A 17,104-nucleotide genomic window follows, 5' to 3' on the forward strand; every position below is an offset into this window, starting at 1 on the left:
CAAAACAATATCCAGATAGAATTGTAAATAAGCATCAGACGTGTTGTGTAAATTGAATGTTCTAATAAGTTGTTCTACAAGCTCATACAGAGGTAAGCTTAAAAGTTTATTCTTATCTATATAAATATTTAAGGTTTCTAGACTTTTAAACATCTCATCTGTACTTAACTTTAAATGTTTATCAAAGAATATGTGTTTGTCGTCAATATCATGTTGTTCGGTTAAAAAAGCTAAAACTTCAATCTTTAGAGTATTATCATTAGGCTGAAGTAATAATTTTAAAAGCGAATCAATAAAGTGAACTTTATTAGAATTTTTTAATAATAAAGTTTCAGAAGACATAATTTTAATGCCTTTGTCACTAAGATAATTGGCTATAGCGACGCCTTCTTTTCGTTTTCTTACTATAACGCAGATATCATCTAAACCATAGCCATTTTTTTGACAACTCTCAATGGTTTTAAATACAGTTTCAGCATATAAATCATAAGGGTTATCTTCTTTTGCAATATCTAAAAACTCAATATTTACGTAACCTTCAAGGTCTTTGCTGATTTTTTGTGTTGAATTGTCATAAAGCGCAGAATAACGATCATCATTAAAATAGTTATCACTTACATATTTAAAAAAACCGTTATTAAAATTGATGATTTCCCTTGCACTCCTGTAATTAGTGTCTAAGGATAAAACTTCCGCTTCTGCCTGGAACGGATTTGCCGATTTATTATAAAGATCAATAAACTGTTCAGCCTCACCACCACGCCATCTGTAAATAGCTTGCTTGGCATCTCCAACCAACATGGCAGAACCGTTAGAAGTAGAAAGCATATTGTCTAATAATGGCGCCAAGTTTTCCCATTGCATTTTTGAGGTATCTTGAAACTCATCAATAAAATAGTGCTTAAATTTTTCGCCTAAGCGTTCATATATAAAAGGAGTTGGCTGATCTTTTATTTCATTGCTTATAATCTTGTTAAATTCAGAAATAAGCAATTTATTCTGCTCTTCTTTTAGCTGGTTGAGCTCATGTTGTATAGCGTTTAGTACCGAAAGTGGTGTTATGTTTTTAAAAAAACCTTTTTTTAGCTTAAGCTCAAAAACCAAAGCTTTAGTTTTTGTAAAAGCTTCAGATAGGTTTGGTTGAATGCTATTAATGGTTGAGGCAATTGTGTCCGTAACACGTTTTGGGTATAGTGTGTTACCTTCAATTAAATCATTTTGCCATGCCGAATTAAAGTTTACACCAAAATGTTTTTGTTCTAAGTTTTTAAAATGATTTGGAAGGGATTTTCTGTTGAAATCTTCATGTTGTAAACCACACTCATCTATTAAAGTTAGTATAGATGTCGAGGTTTTTACAATGTCACTTTCTATTAAAGCAATATCTTTTTTTAATTGAGACTTTAAAGTTTTAAAGTCGTCAAGAGTCTTGTGTTTTAATGTTTTAATAGCAGAAAGGTCGTTCTCGCTTATTAATAACTTTGCTATTTTATTAAAATCATAACTTATATCCCAGCTTTTATCGTCATCAGCTTTTTCAATAGCAAAGTCAACTAAGGTGTTGGTTAGTATTTTATCGTTACCAGCTTTAGAGATTAAACTATCAACGGCTTCATTAAGTAAACGTTCCTGATCGAGTTCTACTTCAAAATTTACAGGTAATTTTAAGTCATGAGCAAAAGTTCTAATAACTCTATGCGTAAAACCATCTATGGTAGAAATATCAAATGCACCATAATTATGCATTATATGCTTTAGTAGTTTTTTAGATTTATTTTGAAGGTATTCTGGTGAAATAGACAATTCTGTGCAAATTGCACTAAACATAGGATGTGGTTCAATAGTACTTTCCGCTTTAGAAAACAGTTTGAGCATTTCAATAATGCGTTCTTTCATTTCTCCAACAGCTTTATTGGTAAAAGTAATGGCTAAAATCAACTTAAATTGATCGTAGTTTTTTGATTGAACCAATATTTTTATATATGATTTTGCTAGTGTAAATGTTTTGCCACTGCCAGCCGATGCGTTATATATTTTAAAAGAAGAATTCTGCAAAAGATAAATTTTATACCAAAATAGGGAATCTTAATAATTTATTTGGTACTTCTTATTTTCAAAATTGTAAATTTGTTAAAATCGAAATAATAACACTAAAAAACACAAACATTATGGCTTTTGAATTACCAAAATTAAAATATGCATATGATGCTTTAGAACCACATATTGATGCACGTACAATGGAAATACACCATTCTAAACATCATAATGGGTATACTAGTAAATTAAATGCTGCAATAGAAGGAACCGATTTAGAAGGAAAATCTATCGAAGATATTTTAACAAATTTAGATATGAATAATGCTGGAGTAAGAAATAATGGAGGTGGATTTTACAACCACTCATTATTTTGGGATGTAATGAATCCTGAAGACAGAGGATATTTATCTGGCGAACTTAAAGATGCTATTGAAGCTGAGTTTGGCTCTAAGGATGCTTTTATTGAAGCGTTTTCTAAAGCGGCTGCAACACAATTTGGCTCTGGTTGGGCTTGGTTATGTGTGCATAAAGGAGGAAAAGTAGAAGTATGTTCAACACCAAATCAAGATAATCCTATGATGCCAAGCGTAGGTTGTGGTGGTACACCAATTTTAGGTTTAGATGTATGGGAACATGCTTATTATTTAAATTACCAAAATAGAAGGCCAGATTATATTGATGCATTTTTTAAAGTAATCAACTGGAATGAAGTTGAGCGTCGTTACGCTGAGGCTAAATAAGCTGTGAAAACTAATATAAATATGAAATCCAAACCTTAGGTTTGGATTTTTTTTCTTCAAAATAGAAACATCTGCTTTCGTAGGTGGAAATGAAAAAAGGTGAACAGAGAGTTCACCTTTTTTGCCCCAAATCTACCATAAACTTAACCTACTTATGTTATGGTGAGTCAAATATAAGTTGACATTAATTTAACTGTTAAATTTTTTGGATAAACGACCTATATATTAGTCTAAGCGTGGAAACTACTGTAATTGAATATGATTAAGTACTAAAATGATGCTTAAATTAATACAACTACTTAAAGCAATACTTTAATTAGTTGTATAAAAAAAGGTGAACAATGTTCACCTTTTTTTGCCCCAAATCTACCATGAACTTAACCTACTTATGTTATGGTGATACCAATGTAAATGTTATTTGTTAAAACAATACATATATTGGATGAAATGCATTTTTATAGGGTGAAAAGCATATTTTTTCGGATTAAAAGCTATTTTAGGCTAATATTTTAGTAAGCACGCTCTTTATTTCCTTCGTAGAAATTTATAAATGCTCTGTTAACTACTCTGTTTCCGCCAGCTGTAGGATAATTGCCTGTAAAATACCAATCGCCTAAATTCTTTGGACAAGCTTTATGTAAGTTTTCTACTGGTTGGAAAATTATTTTTACTTCAGCATTAACAGAATCGTCACTCAATAACTCAGATATCTTGTCAGATATTTGTTCATCAGTGAAGTTGTTATAAATTTCTTTAACGTAGTTTACCACCTTTTTATCCTTTAGGTTAATCTGCTTTAAGCATTTTTGATAAACTTCTTCTACTATGTGATATTGATTGTTATCCTTCAATAATTCTAAAGCAGCCCTAAAGGCTACTAAGCTTTCAAGATTTGCCATATCAATGCCATAACAATCTGGATAACGGATTTGTGGTGCAGACGATACTACAATAATTTTCTTAGGATTAAGCCTATCCATCATTTTAATAATACTTTTCTTTAGTGTTGTTCCTCTAACAATACTATCGTCTATTATTACTAAATTATCTGTAGGCTTTATAACACCATAAGTAACATCGTATACGTGAGCAACTAAATCATCTCTACTACTATCTTCTGTAATAAAGGTTCTAAGTTTAACGTCTTTAATTGCAATTTTCTCAATTCTTGGTCTTTCAGCCAATATTTCCTCTACCTTTTGAGCAGATAAACCTCTTTGTCCTTTAAGAATAGCTTGTGTTTTCTTATGATTTAAATGTTCTTCAACAGTGTCAATCATTCCAAAGAACGAAGTCTCAGCGGTATTTGGTATAAAAGAGAAAACTGTGTTTTCTGTGTCGTTATCTATTGCTTTAAGCACTTTTGGCATTAATAATCTACCAAGTTCTTTTCGTTCATTATAAATCTCTGCGTCACTACCTCTAGAAAAATAAATACGCTCAAAAGAACAAGCTTTTCTTTCTAAGGGTTCAAGAATTTTTTTAATTTCTGTAACACCAGATTTTTTTGTGATGATTGCATGACCAGGATCTAACTCTTGTACATCTTCAAAAGCTACATTAAATACAGTTTGAATTACAGGTCGTTCAGAAGCGACAACAACGACTTCGTCATCTTTATAATAATAAGTTGGTCTAATACCTGCAGGATCTCTAAGTACAAAAGAGTCTCCATGACCTAATAAACCAGCCATAGCGTAGCCTCCATCCCAATTTTTTGCTGCACGTTTTAGGATTTTACCAACTTTAAGTCGCTCAGCAATTAATGGTGAACATTCACTTTTACTATAGCCTTCTTTTTTTAAATCTTTATATATTTTACTTACTGCATCATCTAAAAAATGACCTATTTTCTCCATTACAGTAATAGTGTCTGCTTTTTCTTTTGGATGCTGACCAATGTCTACTAAATTATTAAAGAGTTCGTTAACATTAGTCATGTTAAAATTACCTGCAACAATTAAGTTTCTGTGCATCCAGTTGTTTTGTCTTAAAAAAGGATGAACACTTTCTACGCTGTTTTTACCAAAAGTACCATAACGTACATGACCTAATAACAATTCACCTATGTAAGGGATGTTTTTTTTCTGTAACGCAACATTATCTTTATACTCTGGATTTTGCGTCATTTCTTTGTTGATACGCTCATTAATCTGAGAAAAAATATCTTGTATAGGTTGTTGAGCAATAGAACGTACTCTACTAATATATCTCTCACCTGGAGAGGTATCTAATTTTATACTTGCCAATCCTGCACCATCTTGTCCGCGATTGTGCTGCTTTTCCATCATTAAATACATTTTATTTACGCCATAAAATGCAGTGCCATATTTCTCTTTGTAATATTCTAATGGTTTTAAAAGTCTAATAAGTGCAATACCGCACTCGTGTTTTAAAGCATCACTCATGATTTCTGTCTATTAATTTTTAGAGGGTCCTTTAATAAACTTCGACTGGTTTAGCCTGAAGGTTTAGGACTAAAAAACGCACTCGTTTTTGAGCGCGTTGGGTTTAAGTTAGTTCTATATCAAATTGCGTTAGACTTTTAAATTGGTCTAATCGTTTATGTATTTCTTTTGCTGTTAGATTTTGCATTTGTTCTGTGCCAAATTTTTCTACACAAAAAGATGCTAGTGTAGAGCCGTAAATTACAGCTGTCTTTAAGTTCTCAAAAGAGTAATCTTTAGTTTTTGCTAAATACCCAGCAAAACCACCTGCAAAAGTGTCGCCTGCACCTGTAGGGTCAAAGACTTCCTCTAATGGTAGCGCTGGTGCGTAGAATACATTATCATCATGAAACAATAATGCTCCATGCTCGCCTTTCTTTATCACAACATATTTTGGTCCCATTTTATGGATTTTTCTAGCTGCAACAACCAATGAATATTCTCCTGTTAATTGTCTTGCTTCTTCATCATTTATAGTTATAACATCTACATGTTTTATTGTATTATGTAAATCTTCTAAGGCACAATCCATCCAAAAGTTCATGGTGTCTAAAATTACCATTTTAGGTTTGGCTGTCATTTGATTTAAAACACTCATTTGTGTTAATGGATGTAAGTTTCCTAGCATAACTACCTCGGCATCTTTATATGCTTCTGGAACTTTGGGCTCAAAATCTGCCAGTACATTTAGCTCAGTTACTAAAGTATCTCTAGAATTCATGTCATTGTGGTACCTACCGCTCCAAAAAAATGTTTTGCCTTCTTTTACAATCTCAATGCCAGAAACATCAATGTTTTTATTAGACATTAAGTCTAAATGCTCTTGAGGAAAATCACCACCTACAATAGAAACAACAGAAGCATCTACATTAAAATTTGAAGCCGCTAATCCAATAAAAGTGCCAGCGCCACCAAGGATTTTGTCAGTTTTGCCAAAAGGTGTTTCAATAGCATCAAAAGCTACAGTACCAACAATCACTAATTTACCCATTACTTATGTTTGAATTTTGGTGCAAAAGTACATAAAATATATTCCTTTTAAAATTCTACGCATTAACCTTAACTATTGTGTTAATTTAGCATATCGTGAGACATTAGAATAAATTGATTTTAGTGATGAAGCACGATTAGACTTCCGAAAAAGTAAGAAATTAGTATTGACTAAAACTTGAAACCTGGATTTTAAAAGCAATATTTTAATAACAAGACACTTATAATTATTTCCTGCCAAAATCAGCTGGTATTTCTCCCCAAGCCTTGGTTTCCCATTTTACAATTGTTGTAGTATAGTTGTTGGTTTTTAGCCATTTTATGGCACGATCAACCAATTCAAATAAGTCCTTATTTTTATTAGTGCGTTCTAATTTTGAATTGCATGTTTTTTTACGTACCCAACTCATAGCTGTTTTAGAGTCTGTGTATATAATTCTATTACTATTATGTTGTTTTAAAAACGCTAAACCATGTACAATAGCTAAAAACTCACCAATGTTATTGGTGCCTTCTTCAAAAGGGCCTTGAATAAACAATTGTTTTTTAGTTTTAGGGTCAACACCACGATATTCCATTTTACCAGGATTGCCACTAACTGCAGCATCTACGCAAATGGAATTAAGGTTGGGTTGCCCTATTTTTTTGAGTTGTTCTTCAGAAAGTTCACTTTTAAAAGTTTTAGATTTACCTATATGATCTTTTGGGTTGTCTTTATAAGCTTTTTTTGCGGCTTCAAATGTAGAAAATGACTTGTATTGTGCGCCTTTAAAATCTTTAATCTGTGCTTTACAATCGTCCCAAGATTCAAAAACTCCAGTATTGTGACCTTTCCAAACAGTGTAATATTTTCTTTTTCTCTTAGACATATTTTGTCATCCTGAACTTGTTTTAGGATCTCATTATTAATGCTTCAGTTAATGATCTTTTAACAATTTTTCAACAACCTTCGGAAAATGCTCCATCTCTAACTTATGAATTTTATGTGCCACATTTTTAGCAGAATCTGTAGGTAAAACCTTGCATTTTGTCTGAAAAATAATAGCTCCTTCATCGTAATTTTCGTTTACATAATGTATTGTAATGCCTGTTTCAGATTCTTTATTTGCAACTACAGCTTCATGCACATGCATACCATACATGCCTTTTCCTCCATATTTTGGTAACAATGCAGGATGAATATTAATCACTTTATTATTAAATTCATTAAGAATAAACTCAGGGAATTTCCACAGAAAACCAGCTAAAATAATTAGATCTGGTTCTGATGCCTTTAGAATGTTAAGAACATCATTAGATTTTGTAAATGCATTTCTGTTAAATGATAATGCGCTAATTTTGAGTCTTTTGCATCTATCTAGGACTTTGGCATGAGGATTGTTAGTCAAAACTTGAGTAACCGATGCGGTATCACTGTTGTGAAAAAAACTAATAAGATTTTCAGCATTAGATCCAGAGCCGGACGCAAAAATTACAATACGTTTCATATACAGATATAAGTGTGTGGTTATTGAGAAACAAAAAAAAGAATAATAATTTACAATTAGACGCAAAACAAAAAGACTTCCATTATTTTTTTACATTTACAAGCACATTTTATTTGTAAAGATGATTTTTAAAATAAAGTTTTTTATTTTTGCGGTCTAATTAAAACTTAAAATTAAAAGATTATGTCAGACATTGCATCAAGAGTAAAAGCGATTATCGTAGACAAATTAGGTGTTGATGAAAACGAAGTTGTAACTGAAGCAAGCTTCACTAACGACTTAGGTGCAGATTCATTAGATACTGTAGAGTTAATCATGGAATTTGAAAAAGAATTTGATATTCAAATCCCAGACGATCAAGCTGAAAACATTGCAACAGTTGGTCAAGCTATCTCTTACATAGAAGAAGCAAAATAAGACTTTATTTTTATGGAATTAAAGCGAGTAGTAGTTACTGGTATAGGTGCACTTACACCAATTGGCAATACCAAAGATGAATATTGGAATGGCCTTGTCAATGGCAAGAGTGGTGCGGCTCCTATAACACATTTTGATGCCGAAAAATTCAAAACACAATTCGCTTGTGAAGTAAAAAATTTTAATGTAACTGACTTTATTGATAGAAAGTTAGCACGTCAAATGGATAAGTTTTCGCAATATGCAATGGTGGCATCAGATGAGGCCATCGCAGATTCAAAGCTAGATCTTGAGGCGATAAACAAATATAGAGTTGGAGTAATTTGGGGTGCTGGTATTGGTGGTTTAGAGACATTTCAAGAAGAAGTGTTAAACTACGCTGCAGGAGACGGAACACCACGATTTAGTCCACGATTCATTCCTAAAATGATTGCTGATATAGCTCCAGGAAACATATCCATTAAACATGGGTTTATGGGACCAAACTATACAACAGTATCAGCTTGTGCCTCTTCTGCTAATTCCATGATAGATGCTTTAAACACTATACGTTTAGGACATTGTGATGTAATTATTACAGGTGGAAGTGAAGCAGCCGTTACCATTGCTGGTATGGGCGGATTTAACGCTATGCATGCTATGAGTACTAGAAATGATAGTCCTGAAACGGCTTCAAGACCATTTGATGCAAATCGAGATGGTTTTGTATTAGGCGAAGGTGCAGGTGCTATTATTCTTGAAGAATACGAGCATGCTAAAGCAAGAGGAGCAAAAATTTATGCTGAGGTTATTGGAGGAGGCTTATCTTCTGATGCTTATCATATGACAGCACCACATCCTGACGGAAAAGGTGTTGTAGCGGTAATGAAAAATTGTTTAGAAAATGCTGGTTTAAATCCCGAAGATGTAGATCATATTAATACACACGGAACATCTACACCTTTAGGTGATGTTGCCGAATTAAAAGCTATATCAGAAGTATTTGGCAGCCACGCTAAAAACTTAAATATTAATTCTACCAAATCTATGACTGGGCATTTGTTGGGTGCTGCAGGAGCCATTGAAGCAATTGCTTCAATTCTAGCTCTAGAACACGGAATTATTCCTCCAACAATTAACCACGAAACGGTTGATGAAAACATAGATCCAGAATTAAATTTAACGCTCAATAAAGCTCAGAAAAGAGACATTAAAGTCGCGATGAGTAATACATTTGGATTTGGCGGTCATAACGCTTGTGTATTATTTAAAAAAATAGATTAAATCCCGAATGGGTTTCATTCGTAACATATTAAAAAATTCCCGTGCTGGAGAAGACGGGAATTTTTTTTTACAATTAAAAGAAATTCTTGGTTTTAAGCCTAAAACCGAAAATCTTTATATTAAGGCTTTTACGCATCGTTCTATGAACATTAAGGATAACAAAGGTAATCCTATTAATTATGAACGATTAGAATTTGTAGGTGATGCTATGATAAGTTCTGTTATAGCAGCTTATCTCTATGAGCAGGTGCCACATGGTGATGAAGGTTATCTTACCAAAATGCGTTCTAAAGTTGTAAGTAGAGAGCATCTTAACGAGCTTGGTAGAGAACTTAATCTTATAGATTTGGTACAAAGTAGAATTCCTAAATCTAATTTTGGCAATAACATTCATGGTAATCTTTTTGAAGCTTTAGTAGGCGCTATCTATTTAGACAAAGGTTACAAAACCTGTGAAAAATTCTTGTATAAGCGAGTTATTAATCCGCATGTAGATATAGAAACTTTAGAAGGTAAAGTTATTAGCTACAAGAGTTTGCTTATAGAATGGTGTCAAAAAGAGAAAAACACCTTTGACTATGATGTTTACGAAGATACAGGTAATGATGAATTAAAACATTTTTCTGTTAAGCTAAGTATAAATAACAAGGTGGTTTCTAAAGCAAGAGCAACTTCAAAGAAGAAAGCAGAAGAAAAAGCTTCTAAAAGAGCATTTTTTGCATTTCAAAAGCAAATAACTAAACTTATCTAGTTATTCTCTAATACTATAACGTTTTCGTAAAGTTTAAGGGTTAAGATTAACCAAAAGTTGACATTATCAACCTAATATTGTACTATATTTACCGCTCAAAGTTATAACAGTATGGCTTTACACAAACTTCTGGTCGATGATTTTTATGATGATAGCTACATACTAATTGCTATACATTGTGGTTTAGAAGATTATCGTTTAGCTTATTTACTTAATGAGAGTTTAGGGTTAAATCTAAAACGGAAATCTGAAGATCTTGACTTTGAATATTTAAAATCTTCTTATAGTATTTTTGAATGGAATAATGCCTCACAATACGTTACCTGGAATATGGTATCTAATGTTTGTAAAAAAGAAGAAGAAAGTTTATATAGTAAAGGATTGTTTCAGACTAGTGAAAAAGTTTTAAAAACTTATAATTTAGTTCCAGAATATAAGAGAGTAGATTATTTTATCAAGATTTCTGATGAGATACAGAATATAAATGAAAAACTCATTTTAAGTAAAATATTGAATATTCCTCAGGTTATAACAAGTTTTTCAGTTAATCCCTCTCAATTAAAATCAAGAGACCATTTAATTTTTTGAATTGATGTCAAATAAAAAAACAAAAATAGTAGCAACATTAGGACCAGCAACGAGTAATAAAGGCGTTTTAAAAGCAATGCTCGATGAAGGTGCCAATGTATTTAGAATTAATTTTTCGCACGCCAATTACGAAGATGTTAAGGAGCGTATAAATATGATAAGAGAACTCAATGAAGAGTTTGGGTACAATGCCGCAATATTGGCAGATTTGCAAGGGCCTAAACTAAGAGTTGGCACAATGAAGGGAGAGGTTGTTGTTAGTGAAGGTGATGAAATTATTTTTGCTACAGGCGAACGATTTGTAGGCACTAAGGAGCGTGTATATATGACCTATGATAAGTTTCCACAAGACGCAAAACCTGGAGAACGTATTTTGTTAGATGACGGAAAACTGATTTTTGAAGTCGTTTCAACTGACGGAAAAAGAGAGGTGAAAGCTAAGGTTATACAAGGCGGACCGTTAAAATCTAAGAAAGGTGTTAACCTTCCAAACACCAATATATCGCAACCAGCATTAACTGAAAAAGATATAGAAGACGCCATTTTTGCTATTGGACTTAAAGTAGATTGGATAGCTTTATCTTTTGTTAGACATGCTGAAGATTTAATGCAGTTAGAAGAATTAATTAAAGAGCACAGTGACCAAAAAATTCCAATAATTGCTAAGATAGAAAAGCCCGAAGCTGTTGAAAATATTGATAAGATTGTGGCTTATTGTGATGGATTAATGGTGGCTCGTGGAGATTTAGGAGTAGAAATTCCTGCAGAAGAAGTTCCTCTTATTCAAAAGAAATTGGTATTAAGAGCTAAGCGTGCTAGGATTCCTGTAATTATTGCAACGCAAATGATGGAAACTATGATTACTAGTCTAACTCCAACACGTGCTGAAGTAAATGACGTTGCTAATTCAGTTATGGATGGAGCAGATGCTGTTATGCTTTCTGGTGAAACTTCGGTAGGTCAATATCCTGTTCAGGTTATTCGTCAAATGGCAAATATTATTAAAAGTGTAGAAGATTCACCATTAATAGAAGTACCACAATCTCCACCTCATATTCGTACCAAGCGTTATGTTACTAAATCTATTTGTTATCATGCGGCTAATATGGCTAATGAAATAAATGCAAAGGCAATTTCAACATTGACGAATAGTGGCTATACAGCGTTTCAAATTTCGGCATGGAGACCACAATCTCATATTTTAGTGTTTACATCTAACAAGCGTATTTTAACACAATTGAGTTTACTTTGGGGTGTTGAAGCATTTTATTACGATAGATTTGTAAGTACAGACGAAACCATAGAAGACGTAAATGCTATTGCTTGTAAAAAAGGGTATTTAGAAGTAGGTGATATGCTTATTAGTTTAGCTGCAATGCCAATAAAAGAAAGAGGTATGGTAAATACGCTGCGTGTTACTGAGATTGAGAGCTGTAGTTTTTAACATCAACACTATATATTCTACTAGCACCATTATCGTATTTATTAATTTCAGAAAGTAATTCTTCAGTATTAGAAAAGCCATTTTCTTTTTGTTGTACATTACTTCTTCTGCTTGTAAAGTAAAGCGTTTCATTAAGTACAAAAGGACAGAATTCCATGTGTTTAGAGTTGATCTTATTGCCAAGATTTTCGGCAGTAGACCATTCTCCATTTATGTTTTTGCTAATGTACATATCACCAGAACCTAAGCCATCTAGTCGTCGCCAACCACCAAAAATTAAGTAAGATTCATCTGGTGCAATAAAGGCATTGTATTCTGCACCTTTAGTATTTATGCCTTCTCCTAAAATTATAGGTTCTGAATATGTATTATTCTCCCATTTACTCATAAAAATGTCATCTTCAGATTTCAATTCTTTTATAATGGTGGTATAGTACAAATTACCATTATTAGCAACTGAAGGATAAAATTCATCACCTTCTGTATTTATAGGTGCTCCAATATTTTTTGGTTCTGACCAAATGCTGTTTTTTGTTTGGCGTTCTACATACCAAATATCCATATCCTTTGTGTTAGTACTATCTTTAAAAATGGGTCTATTAGACACAAAATAGAGTTTTAAATTATCTGGTGACAAAAAGGGCTCTAAGTCACTGTATTGTCCTGAAAAACTACTAATTTGTGGTTTTTGCCAGATGTTGTTTTTCTTTTTCATCATCATAATGACAGAAAGCTCTCTTGCAGGACTTTGCAGTGTAAAATAAGCTTCATTTTTATCAGTACTCATTGTAAAATCTCTTACATTAGTATATTGAGAAAAGATGTGTTCTGCAAATGGCTGTACGCCATCTTTTTGTTCTGTTTTTATTTCTGATTGAGTGATTTCTGTTTTCTTAACTTCATTTTTTTTGCAAGAAGAAATAGATACAATTAAAAGTAAAACGAGGATGAGGTGGTAGAATTTCATTTTTTTTTGATTGTTAGTTTAGGCATATAAACTTAATAAATTAAAAATCGAACTTTAACTGTACACTAACAGATTTTTTTTCATTAGTTGAAGTTTTGGTAACATTAGATTTATCTGTGTTTAAGTTAGATAAAGAAATTCCTAAAAGCCGTACAGAATTATTCAATTTATCTTGGTATAATAAATCTTTAGCAGTGTCTATTATTATTGCTTTATCGTTAATAAAGTAGGGTAAAGTTTTGCTTCGAGTTTGTAGTGTAAAGTCACTATACTTAATTTTAAGTGTTATGGTTTTTCCAGCAACTTTGCTAGTATTTAAACGCTTAGAAACTTCTTCAGCAATATGATCTAGTTTTTCGAGCATAAAAATTTCAGAAGATAAGTTTTCGCTAAAAGTACGCTCAGCAGCAAGAGATTTTCTAACACGATTAGGTTTTACTTCGCTGTTATGAATGCCACGCACTACATAGTAATAATAACGACCAGATTTGCCAAAGTTTTCATCTAGATATTCAATGCTTTTAGATTTTAAATCCTTGCCAGTAAAAATTCCTTTTTGATACATTTTTTCTGCCGTAACCTTACCAACACCATAGAACTTTCTTATGTCTAAGTCCTCTAAAAATTTAAGTACATCTTCAGGGTTTACCGTTTTTTGTCCATTAGGTTTGTTATAATCACTTGCAACCTTAGCAATAAACTTGTTGATAGAGATGCCTGCGGAAGCCGTTAAACCAATTTCATCAAAAATCCGCGCTCTTATCTTCTGAGCAATTAAAGTTGCGCTAGGCAAGCCTATTTTGTTTTCTGTAACATCTAAATAAGCTTCATCCAACGAAAGGGGCTCTACTAAATCTGTATAATCATAAAAAATTTTCCGTATTCGTTTAGAGATTTCTGAATAGCGTTTAAAATCTGAACGTACAAAAATAAGATCTGGGCAAAGTTTTTCTGCTAAACGACCAGACATAGCACTTTTTACACCAAATTTTCGTGCTTCGTAACTAGCAGCACTAATTACACCACGTTTTCCACCACCTCCTACTGCAATAGGTTTACCTCTAAGTTCAGGATTATCCATTTGGGCAACAGAGGCATAAAATGCATCCATATCTACATGAATTATTTTTCTTATTGGTAAATCGTTAAGCATAATGTAAATTTAAGCATTAAATGCTTTTTAATTATAACATATGACTGTAGAAATAGAGCGTAAATTTTTAGTTAATTCAAATACTTTTAAGGATGAAGCATTTCGTAGCTATGCTATAAAACAAGGCTTTTTAAATAGTCATAAAGACAGGACAGTACGAGTAAGGTTAAAAAAGGATAATGGTTTTATTACTGTTAAGGGTAAATCTTCGGAAGATGGGTTAACCCGTTTTGAGTGGGAAAAGAATATTTCTACAGAAGAAGCTGAAAATCTTTTAAAATTATGTGAAGAAGGTATTATTGACAAAACACGATATGAGGTAAAACATGGCAATCATATTTTTGAAATTGATGAATTTTTCGGTGAAAATGAAGGATTAATTATTGCTGAAATTGAACTGCAATCTGAAAATGAGTTTTTTGAAAAGCCAAATTGGTTAGGAAAAGAAGTTACAGGAGATGTAAAATATTATAATTCGCAATTAAGCAAACAACCCTATAAATATTGGAAATAATGAAAAACACACTTATAGCACTGCTACTGGTTTTTTGTATAGTATCATGTAAAAATGATGCTAAAACTGAAAATAAAGAAACAGATACAGTGATAGAAAAAGAAATTGAAAAAAAAGCACCTGTAGAAAAAACAAATGCTTTAGAGGGTAAATCTATTGCAAAAATAAAGGCTGATCTAGTCAATAAAGGATATCAGGTTTTTGATTACGTTGATGAAAAAACAAAGGACACAACACTTATGCAACAATATTTTATTGCATTCTTAAAGAGTGGTCCAATTCGAAATCAAAATGAAGAAGAATCTAATAGGTTACAAAGTGAGCACTTAGCTCATTTAGGTAAAATGTATGAACTTGGCTATGCTGATATTTCTGGTCCTTTTGGTGATGATGGAGAGATTAGAGGCATTACCATTTATAATGTACCTACGTTAAAAATGGCAGATAGTTTAGCAAATGCTGACCCAATGGTAAAAGCTGGTCGGTTGGTGATAGAAATTCATCCATGGTGGGCAGCTAAGGGATTTCCATTAAGGTAAAATAAAAAACGCTCTGATTCTTTCAGAGCGTTTTTATTAAATTTAGATGCTGGAAATTTAAATTAATTTGTTTGTGTTAACGTATAATTTCCAGATGAGTTGAAATTTATTTGAAGCTGAATTAGAGCACCATTCCATGTATTTGGAATTGTAATAGGTGCGCCATTAGGTTCTATAGAGCCATCTGCTAAATTATCACCAAAATCATTAAAACCAATTATAAATCGATTAATACCGTTACTCCACGATGTTGTTTGTAAAAAAAAGGTGTCTAATGTAGAATTATAGCTCATGGTTTGATTTCCATAGAAACTCACATTAATTGATTGAATAAAGTACTGACCATTATCATAAACTTGTATAGTATACAAACCATCATTAGGTATTATTATAGCATTTCCATTTTCTAATAAATTTCCATCTAATCCACTGTTGCCTCCATATACTAGGTTTTCGTTTTGAGCTGCGAGAAATTTAATTTCTGTACCAGCAGTAAAATATTTAACACCTATAAAATCTTGATATGGAGCTACATTATTTCCAAAAGCTAAAGCACTTGTGGCATCCCAATTATTAAAACTTCCATAAAGATAAAGCTGAGATGGAGAACTAGAACTGTTATTAGAAGTAGGTAGAGATAATTCACCATTATCATTTACAGAAAGCTCGTATTCTGTGCCATCTGGCGAAGTTAAAGTTATTGCATTTGTATTTCCTGTACTTTTAGCATAAAGTGCATATGGCACACTTAACAATTGACTAGTTCCTGCAATAGTATAGTTAGTGCCACCTGTTGGGTCGGTTTCAGATTTTATATAATATGTGCCGCTTCCCCAATCAATAGTAGAAAAGTCATCCGTCGTTGTTCCAGAACCTATAGATAATGTTACTAATCCATTTTCATTAGTATTAACAGTATGTGTTTCGGTATAAACAACTGTACCTGTTTCAGAGTCTTGTAATATACTTATTCTTATACCTACAGAAGTGTCTTGTATAAGATCACCATTTGCATTACGAACTAAAGCTTGATAACTCATTAATTCAGGTGCTTGAGCAAACGAAATAAAAGTGATAAAAAATAAAAGAGTTGCTAAGTATAGATTTTTCATAGATTATTTTTTTGATATTTTATAAGATGAGATAATAGAATTGTTTTTCATAATGTTTAAAATATAAATTGAAGTTTCTAAAGATGAAAGTTCAATTTTAGATTCAAGTTTGTTTAATTCTCCTGAAGTAACTTTTCTTCCAGATAAATCAATTAGTTGATATTCTAGATTATCAACTGAATTGAGATGAATGTTTAAAAAATTATCTGTAGGATTAGGGAACACTTTTGTAACCAAATTTTTAAAGGCTTCAACTTTTAAGACTTCAGAAACTTCAAAAGGTATTTGAGTTCCGGTAGAAGAACTTCCGCCAGTTCCTGTGGCTTCTTTAAAATGTATCAGACCTACTGAATAAGTAACTTTTCCATTAGAAGATTCACTTTCGTTACCAGCTGAGAGTACATTTTCTTGTGCAGAAAGTTGAAAAGTAAAACCCATTATAGCAAAACATAGAAGAATTTTTTTCATAAATAAATGGTATAAATCAATGCAATTTTAAATGTAAGTATATTCTATAAAAAAGCCTATCATTTTAACAAATGATAGGCTATTAAAAAGCAACTATGTTATAATATATTATTTTTGAGTTTGTGGACCGCCACTAACGATAATAAATTCAGAGCGTCTATTTTGTTGGTGTTGTTCATCTGTACAA

General features: G+C 32.2%; 17 protein-coding genes. 8 read left to right on the forward strand and 9 right to left on the reverse strand.

The genetic code is table 11. From position 1 onward, the window contains the following. Positions 1–2,055, reverse strand: a 2,055-nt coding sequence (locus N4A42_RS01210) for an exodeoxyribonuclease V subunit beta (protein ID WP_294068746.1), incomplete at its 3' end; no start/stop codon positions are given. 113 nt (positions 2,056–2,168) lie between these two features. Here N4A42_RS01210 and N4A42_RS01215 point away from each other — a divergent pair. After that, complete coding sequence (locus N4A42_RS01215; RefSeq protein ID WP_294068748.1) at positions 2,169–2,777, forward strand: superoxide dismutase; 609 nt, start codon at positions 2,169–2,171, stop codon at positions 2,775–2,777. A 509-nt stretch (positions 2,778–3,286) separates the two neighbouring features. Here N4A42_RS01215 and N4A42_RS01220 read toward each other — a convergent pair. From N4A42_RS01220 to purN, 4 genes are all read right to left on the reverse strand, one after another. After that, positions 3,287–5,185: an amidophosphoribosyltransferase gene (locus N4A42_RS01220; protein WP_294068750.1), complete on the reverse strand. Its 1,899-nt coding sequence runs from the start codon at positions 5,183–5,185 to the stop codon at positions 3,287–3,289. Between the two features lie 103 nt (positions 5,186–5,288). Beyond that, a complete protein-coding gene (locus N4A42_RS01225; protein WP_294068752.1) occupies positions 5,289–6,215 on the reverse strand; it encodes a PfkB family carbohydrate kinase in 927 nt (308 codons plus the stop codon). Between the two features lie 226 nt (positions 6,216–6,441). Next, on the reverse strand, positions 6,442–7,083 hold the full coding sequence (locus N4A42_RS01230; protein WP_294068754.1) for a ribonuclease H family protein: 642 nt from the start codon (positions 7,081–7,083) through the stop codon (positions 6,442–6,444). A gap of 48 nt (positions 7,084–7,131) precedes the next feature. Continuing rightward, positions 7,132–7,701, reverse strand: coding sequence for a phosphoribosylglycinamide formyltransferase (gene purN / locus N4A42_RS01235; protein ID WP_294068756.1), 570 nt, complete (start codon positions 7,699–7,701; stop codon positions 7,132–7,134). A gap of 183 nt (positions 7,702–7,884) precedes the next feature. On the opposite strand from purN, the gene N4A42_RS01240 reads away from it, so the two are divergent. The 5 genes from N4A42_RS01240 to pyk all read left to right on the forward strand — a co-directional run bounded on the left by N4A42_RS01240 (position 7,885) and on the right by pyk (position 12,164). After that, positions 7,885–8,118, forward strand: a complete 234-nt coding sequence (locus N4A42_RS01240; protein ID WP_008269813.1) for an acyl carrier protein — start codon at positions 7,885–7,887, stop codon at positions 8,116–8,118. A 12-nt stretch (positions 8,119–8,130) separates the two neighbouring features. Next, positions 8,131–9,381: a beta-ketoacyl-ACP synthase II gene (gene fabF / locus N4A42_RS01245; RefSeq protein WP_294068790.1), complete on the forward strand. Its 1,251-nt coding sequence runs from the start codon at positions 8,131–8,133 to the stop codon at positions 9,379–9,381. 7 nt (positions 9,382–9,388) lie between these two features. Continuing rightward, positions 9,389–10,132, forward strand: coding sequence for a ribonuclease III (gene rnc, locus N4A42_RS01250; RefSeq protein ID WP_294068792.1), 744 nt, complete (start codon positions 9,389–9,391; stop codon positions 10,130–10,132). Between the two features lie 111 nt (positions 10,133–10,243). Beyond that, positions 10,244–10,720: an IPExxxVDY family protein gene (locus N4A42_RS01255; RefSeq protein WP_294068794.1), complete on the forward strand. Its 477-nt coding sequence runs from the start codon at positions 10,244–10,246 to the stop codon at positions 10,718–10,720. Position 10,721: 1 nt separating this feature from the next. Continuing rightward, positions 10,722–12,164: a pyruvate kinase gene (gene pyk / locus N4A42_RS01260; RefSeq protein ID WP_294068796.1), complete on the forward strand. Its 1,443-nt coding sequence runs from the start codon at positions 10,722–10,724 to the stop codon at positions 12,162–12,164. Here pyk and N4A42_RS01265 read toward each other — a convergent pair. Together N4A42_RS01265 and dinB are read right to left on the reverse strand one after the other, a co-directional pair. Then, complete coding sequence (locus N4A42_RS01265; protein WP_294068798.1) at positions 12,136–13,131, reverse strand: hypothetical protein; 996 nt, start codon at positions 13,129–13,131, stop codon at positions 12,136–12,138. The genes pyk and N4A42_RS01265 overlap by 29 nt on opposite strands. Positions 13,132–13,171: 40 nt before the next feature. Then, positions 13,172–14,284 (reverse strand): DNA polymerase IV, encoded by a 1,113-nt coding sequence (gene dinB / locus N4A42_RS01270; RefSeq protein ID WP_294068800.1) that lies wholly within the window; start codon positions 14,282–14,284, stop codon positions 13,172–13,174. 40 nt (positions 14,285–14,324) lie between these two features. On the opposite strand from dinB, the gene N4A42_RS01275 reads away from it, so the two are divergent. Together N4A42_RS01275 and N4A42_RS01280 are read left to right on the forward strand one after the other, a co-directional pair. Then, entirely contained in the window at positions 14,325–14,798 is a 474-nt protein-coding gene (locus N4A42_RS01275; protein WP_294068802.1) for a CYTH domain-containing protein, read from the forward strand. Beyond that, positions 14,798–15,337: a YciI family protein gene (locus N4A42_RS01280; protein ID WP_294068803.1), complete on the forward strand. Its 540-nt coding sequence runs from the start codon at positions 14,798–14,800 to the stop codon at positions 15,335–15,337. Before N4A42_RS01275 ends, N4A42_RS01280 begins: the two co-directional genes overlap by 1 nt. A gap of 62 nt (positions 15,338–15,399) precedes the next feature. Here the strand turns inward: N4A42_RS01280 and N4A42_RS01285 are convergent, their stop codons facing one another. Together N4A42_RS01285 and N4A42_RS01290 are read right to left on the reverse strand one after the other, a co-directional pair. Further along, entirely contained in the window at positions 15,400–16,449 is a 1,050-nt protein-coding gene (locus N4A42_RS01285) for a hypothetical protein (RefSeq protein WP_294068805.1), read from the reverse strand. Between the two features lie 3 nt (positions 16,450–16,452). Continuing rightward, positions 16,453–16,917: a T9SS type A sorting domain-containing protein gene (locus N4A42_RS01290; protein ID WP_294068807.1), complete on the reverse strand. Its 465-nt coding sequence runs from the start codon at positions 16,915–16,917 to the stop codon at positions 16,453–16,455. Between the last annotated feature and the right edge of the window lie 187 nt (positions 16,918–17,104).

Origin of the sequence: Winogradskyella sp., assembly GCF_025210595.1 — a bacterium.
In the GTDB taxonomy this organism is placed as follows: domain Bacteria; phylum Bacteroidota; class Bacteroidia; order Flavobacteriales; family Flavobacteriaceae; genus Winogradskyella.

Coding starts and splice junctions, on each gene's coding strand:
- N4A42_RS01215 (WP_294068748.1), top strand. CDS start 2,169: ATGGCTTTTGAATTACCAAAATTAAAATATGCATATGATGCTTTAGAA.
- N4A42_RS01220 (WP_294068750.1), bottom strand. CDS start 5,185: ATGAGTGATGCTTTAAAACACGAGTGCGGTATTGCACTTATTAGACTT.
- N4A42_RS01225 (WP_294068752.1), bottom strand. CDS start 6,215: ATGGGTAAATTAGTGATTGTTGGTACTGTAGCTTTTGATGCTATTGAA.
- N4A42_RS01230 (WP_294068754.1), bottom strand. CDS start 7,083: ATGTCTAAGAGAAAAAGAAAATATTACACTGTTTGGAAAGGTCACAAT.
- purN (WP_294068756.1), bottom strand. CDS start 7,701: ATGAAACGTATTGTAATTTTTGCGTCCGGCTCTGGATCTAATGCTGAA.
- N4A42_RS01240 (WP_008269813.1), top strand. CDS start 7,885: ATGTCAGACATTGCATCAAGAGTAAAAGCGATTATCGTAGACAAATTA.
- fabF (WP_294068790.1), top strand. CDS start 8,131: ATGGAATTAAAGCGAGTAGTAGTTACTGGTATAGGTGCACTTACACCA.
- rnc (WP_294068792.1), top strand. CDS start 9,389: ATGGGTTTCATTCGTAACATATTAAAAAATTCCCGTGCTGGAGAAGAC.
- N4A42_RS01255 (WP_294068794.1), top strand. CDS start 10,244: ATGGCTTTACACAAACTTCTGGTCGATGATTTTTATGATGATAGCTAC.
- N4A42_RS01265 (WP_294068798.1), bottom strand. CDS start 13,131: ATGAAATTCTACCACCTCATCCTCGTTTTACTTTTAATTGTATCTATT.
- dinB (WP_294068800.1), bottom strand. CDS start 14,284: ATGCTTAACGATTTACCAATAAGAAAAATAATTCATGTAGATATGGAT.
- N4A42_RS01275 (WP_294068802.1), top strand. CDS start 14,325: ATGACTGTAGAAATAGAGCGTAAATTTTTAGTTAATTCAAATACTTTT.
- N4A42_RS01280 (WP_294068803.1), top strand. CDS start 14,798: ATGAAAAACACACTTATAGCACTGCTACTGGTTTTTTGTATAGTATCA.
- N4A42_RS01285 (WP_294068805.1), bottom strand. CDS start 16,449: ATGAAAAATCTATACTTAGCAACTCTTTTATTTTTTATCACTTTTATT.
- N4A42_RS01290 (WP_294068807.1), bottom strand. CDS start 16,917: ATGAAAAAAATTCTTCTATGTTTTGCTATAATGGGTTTTACTTTTCAA.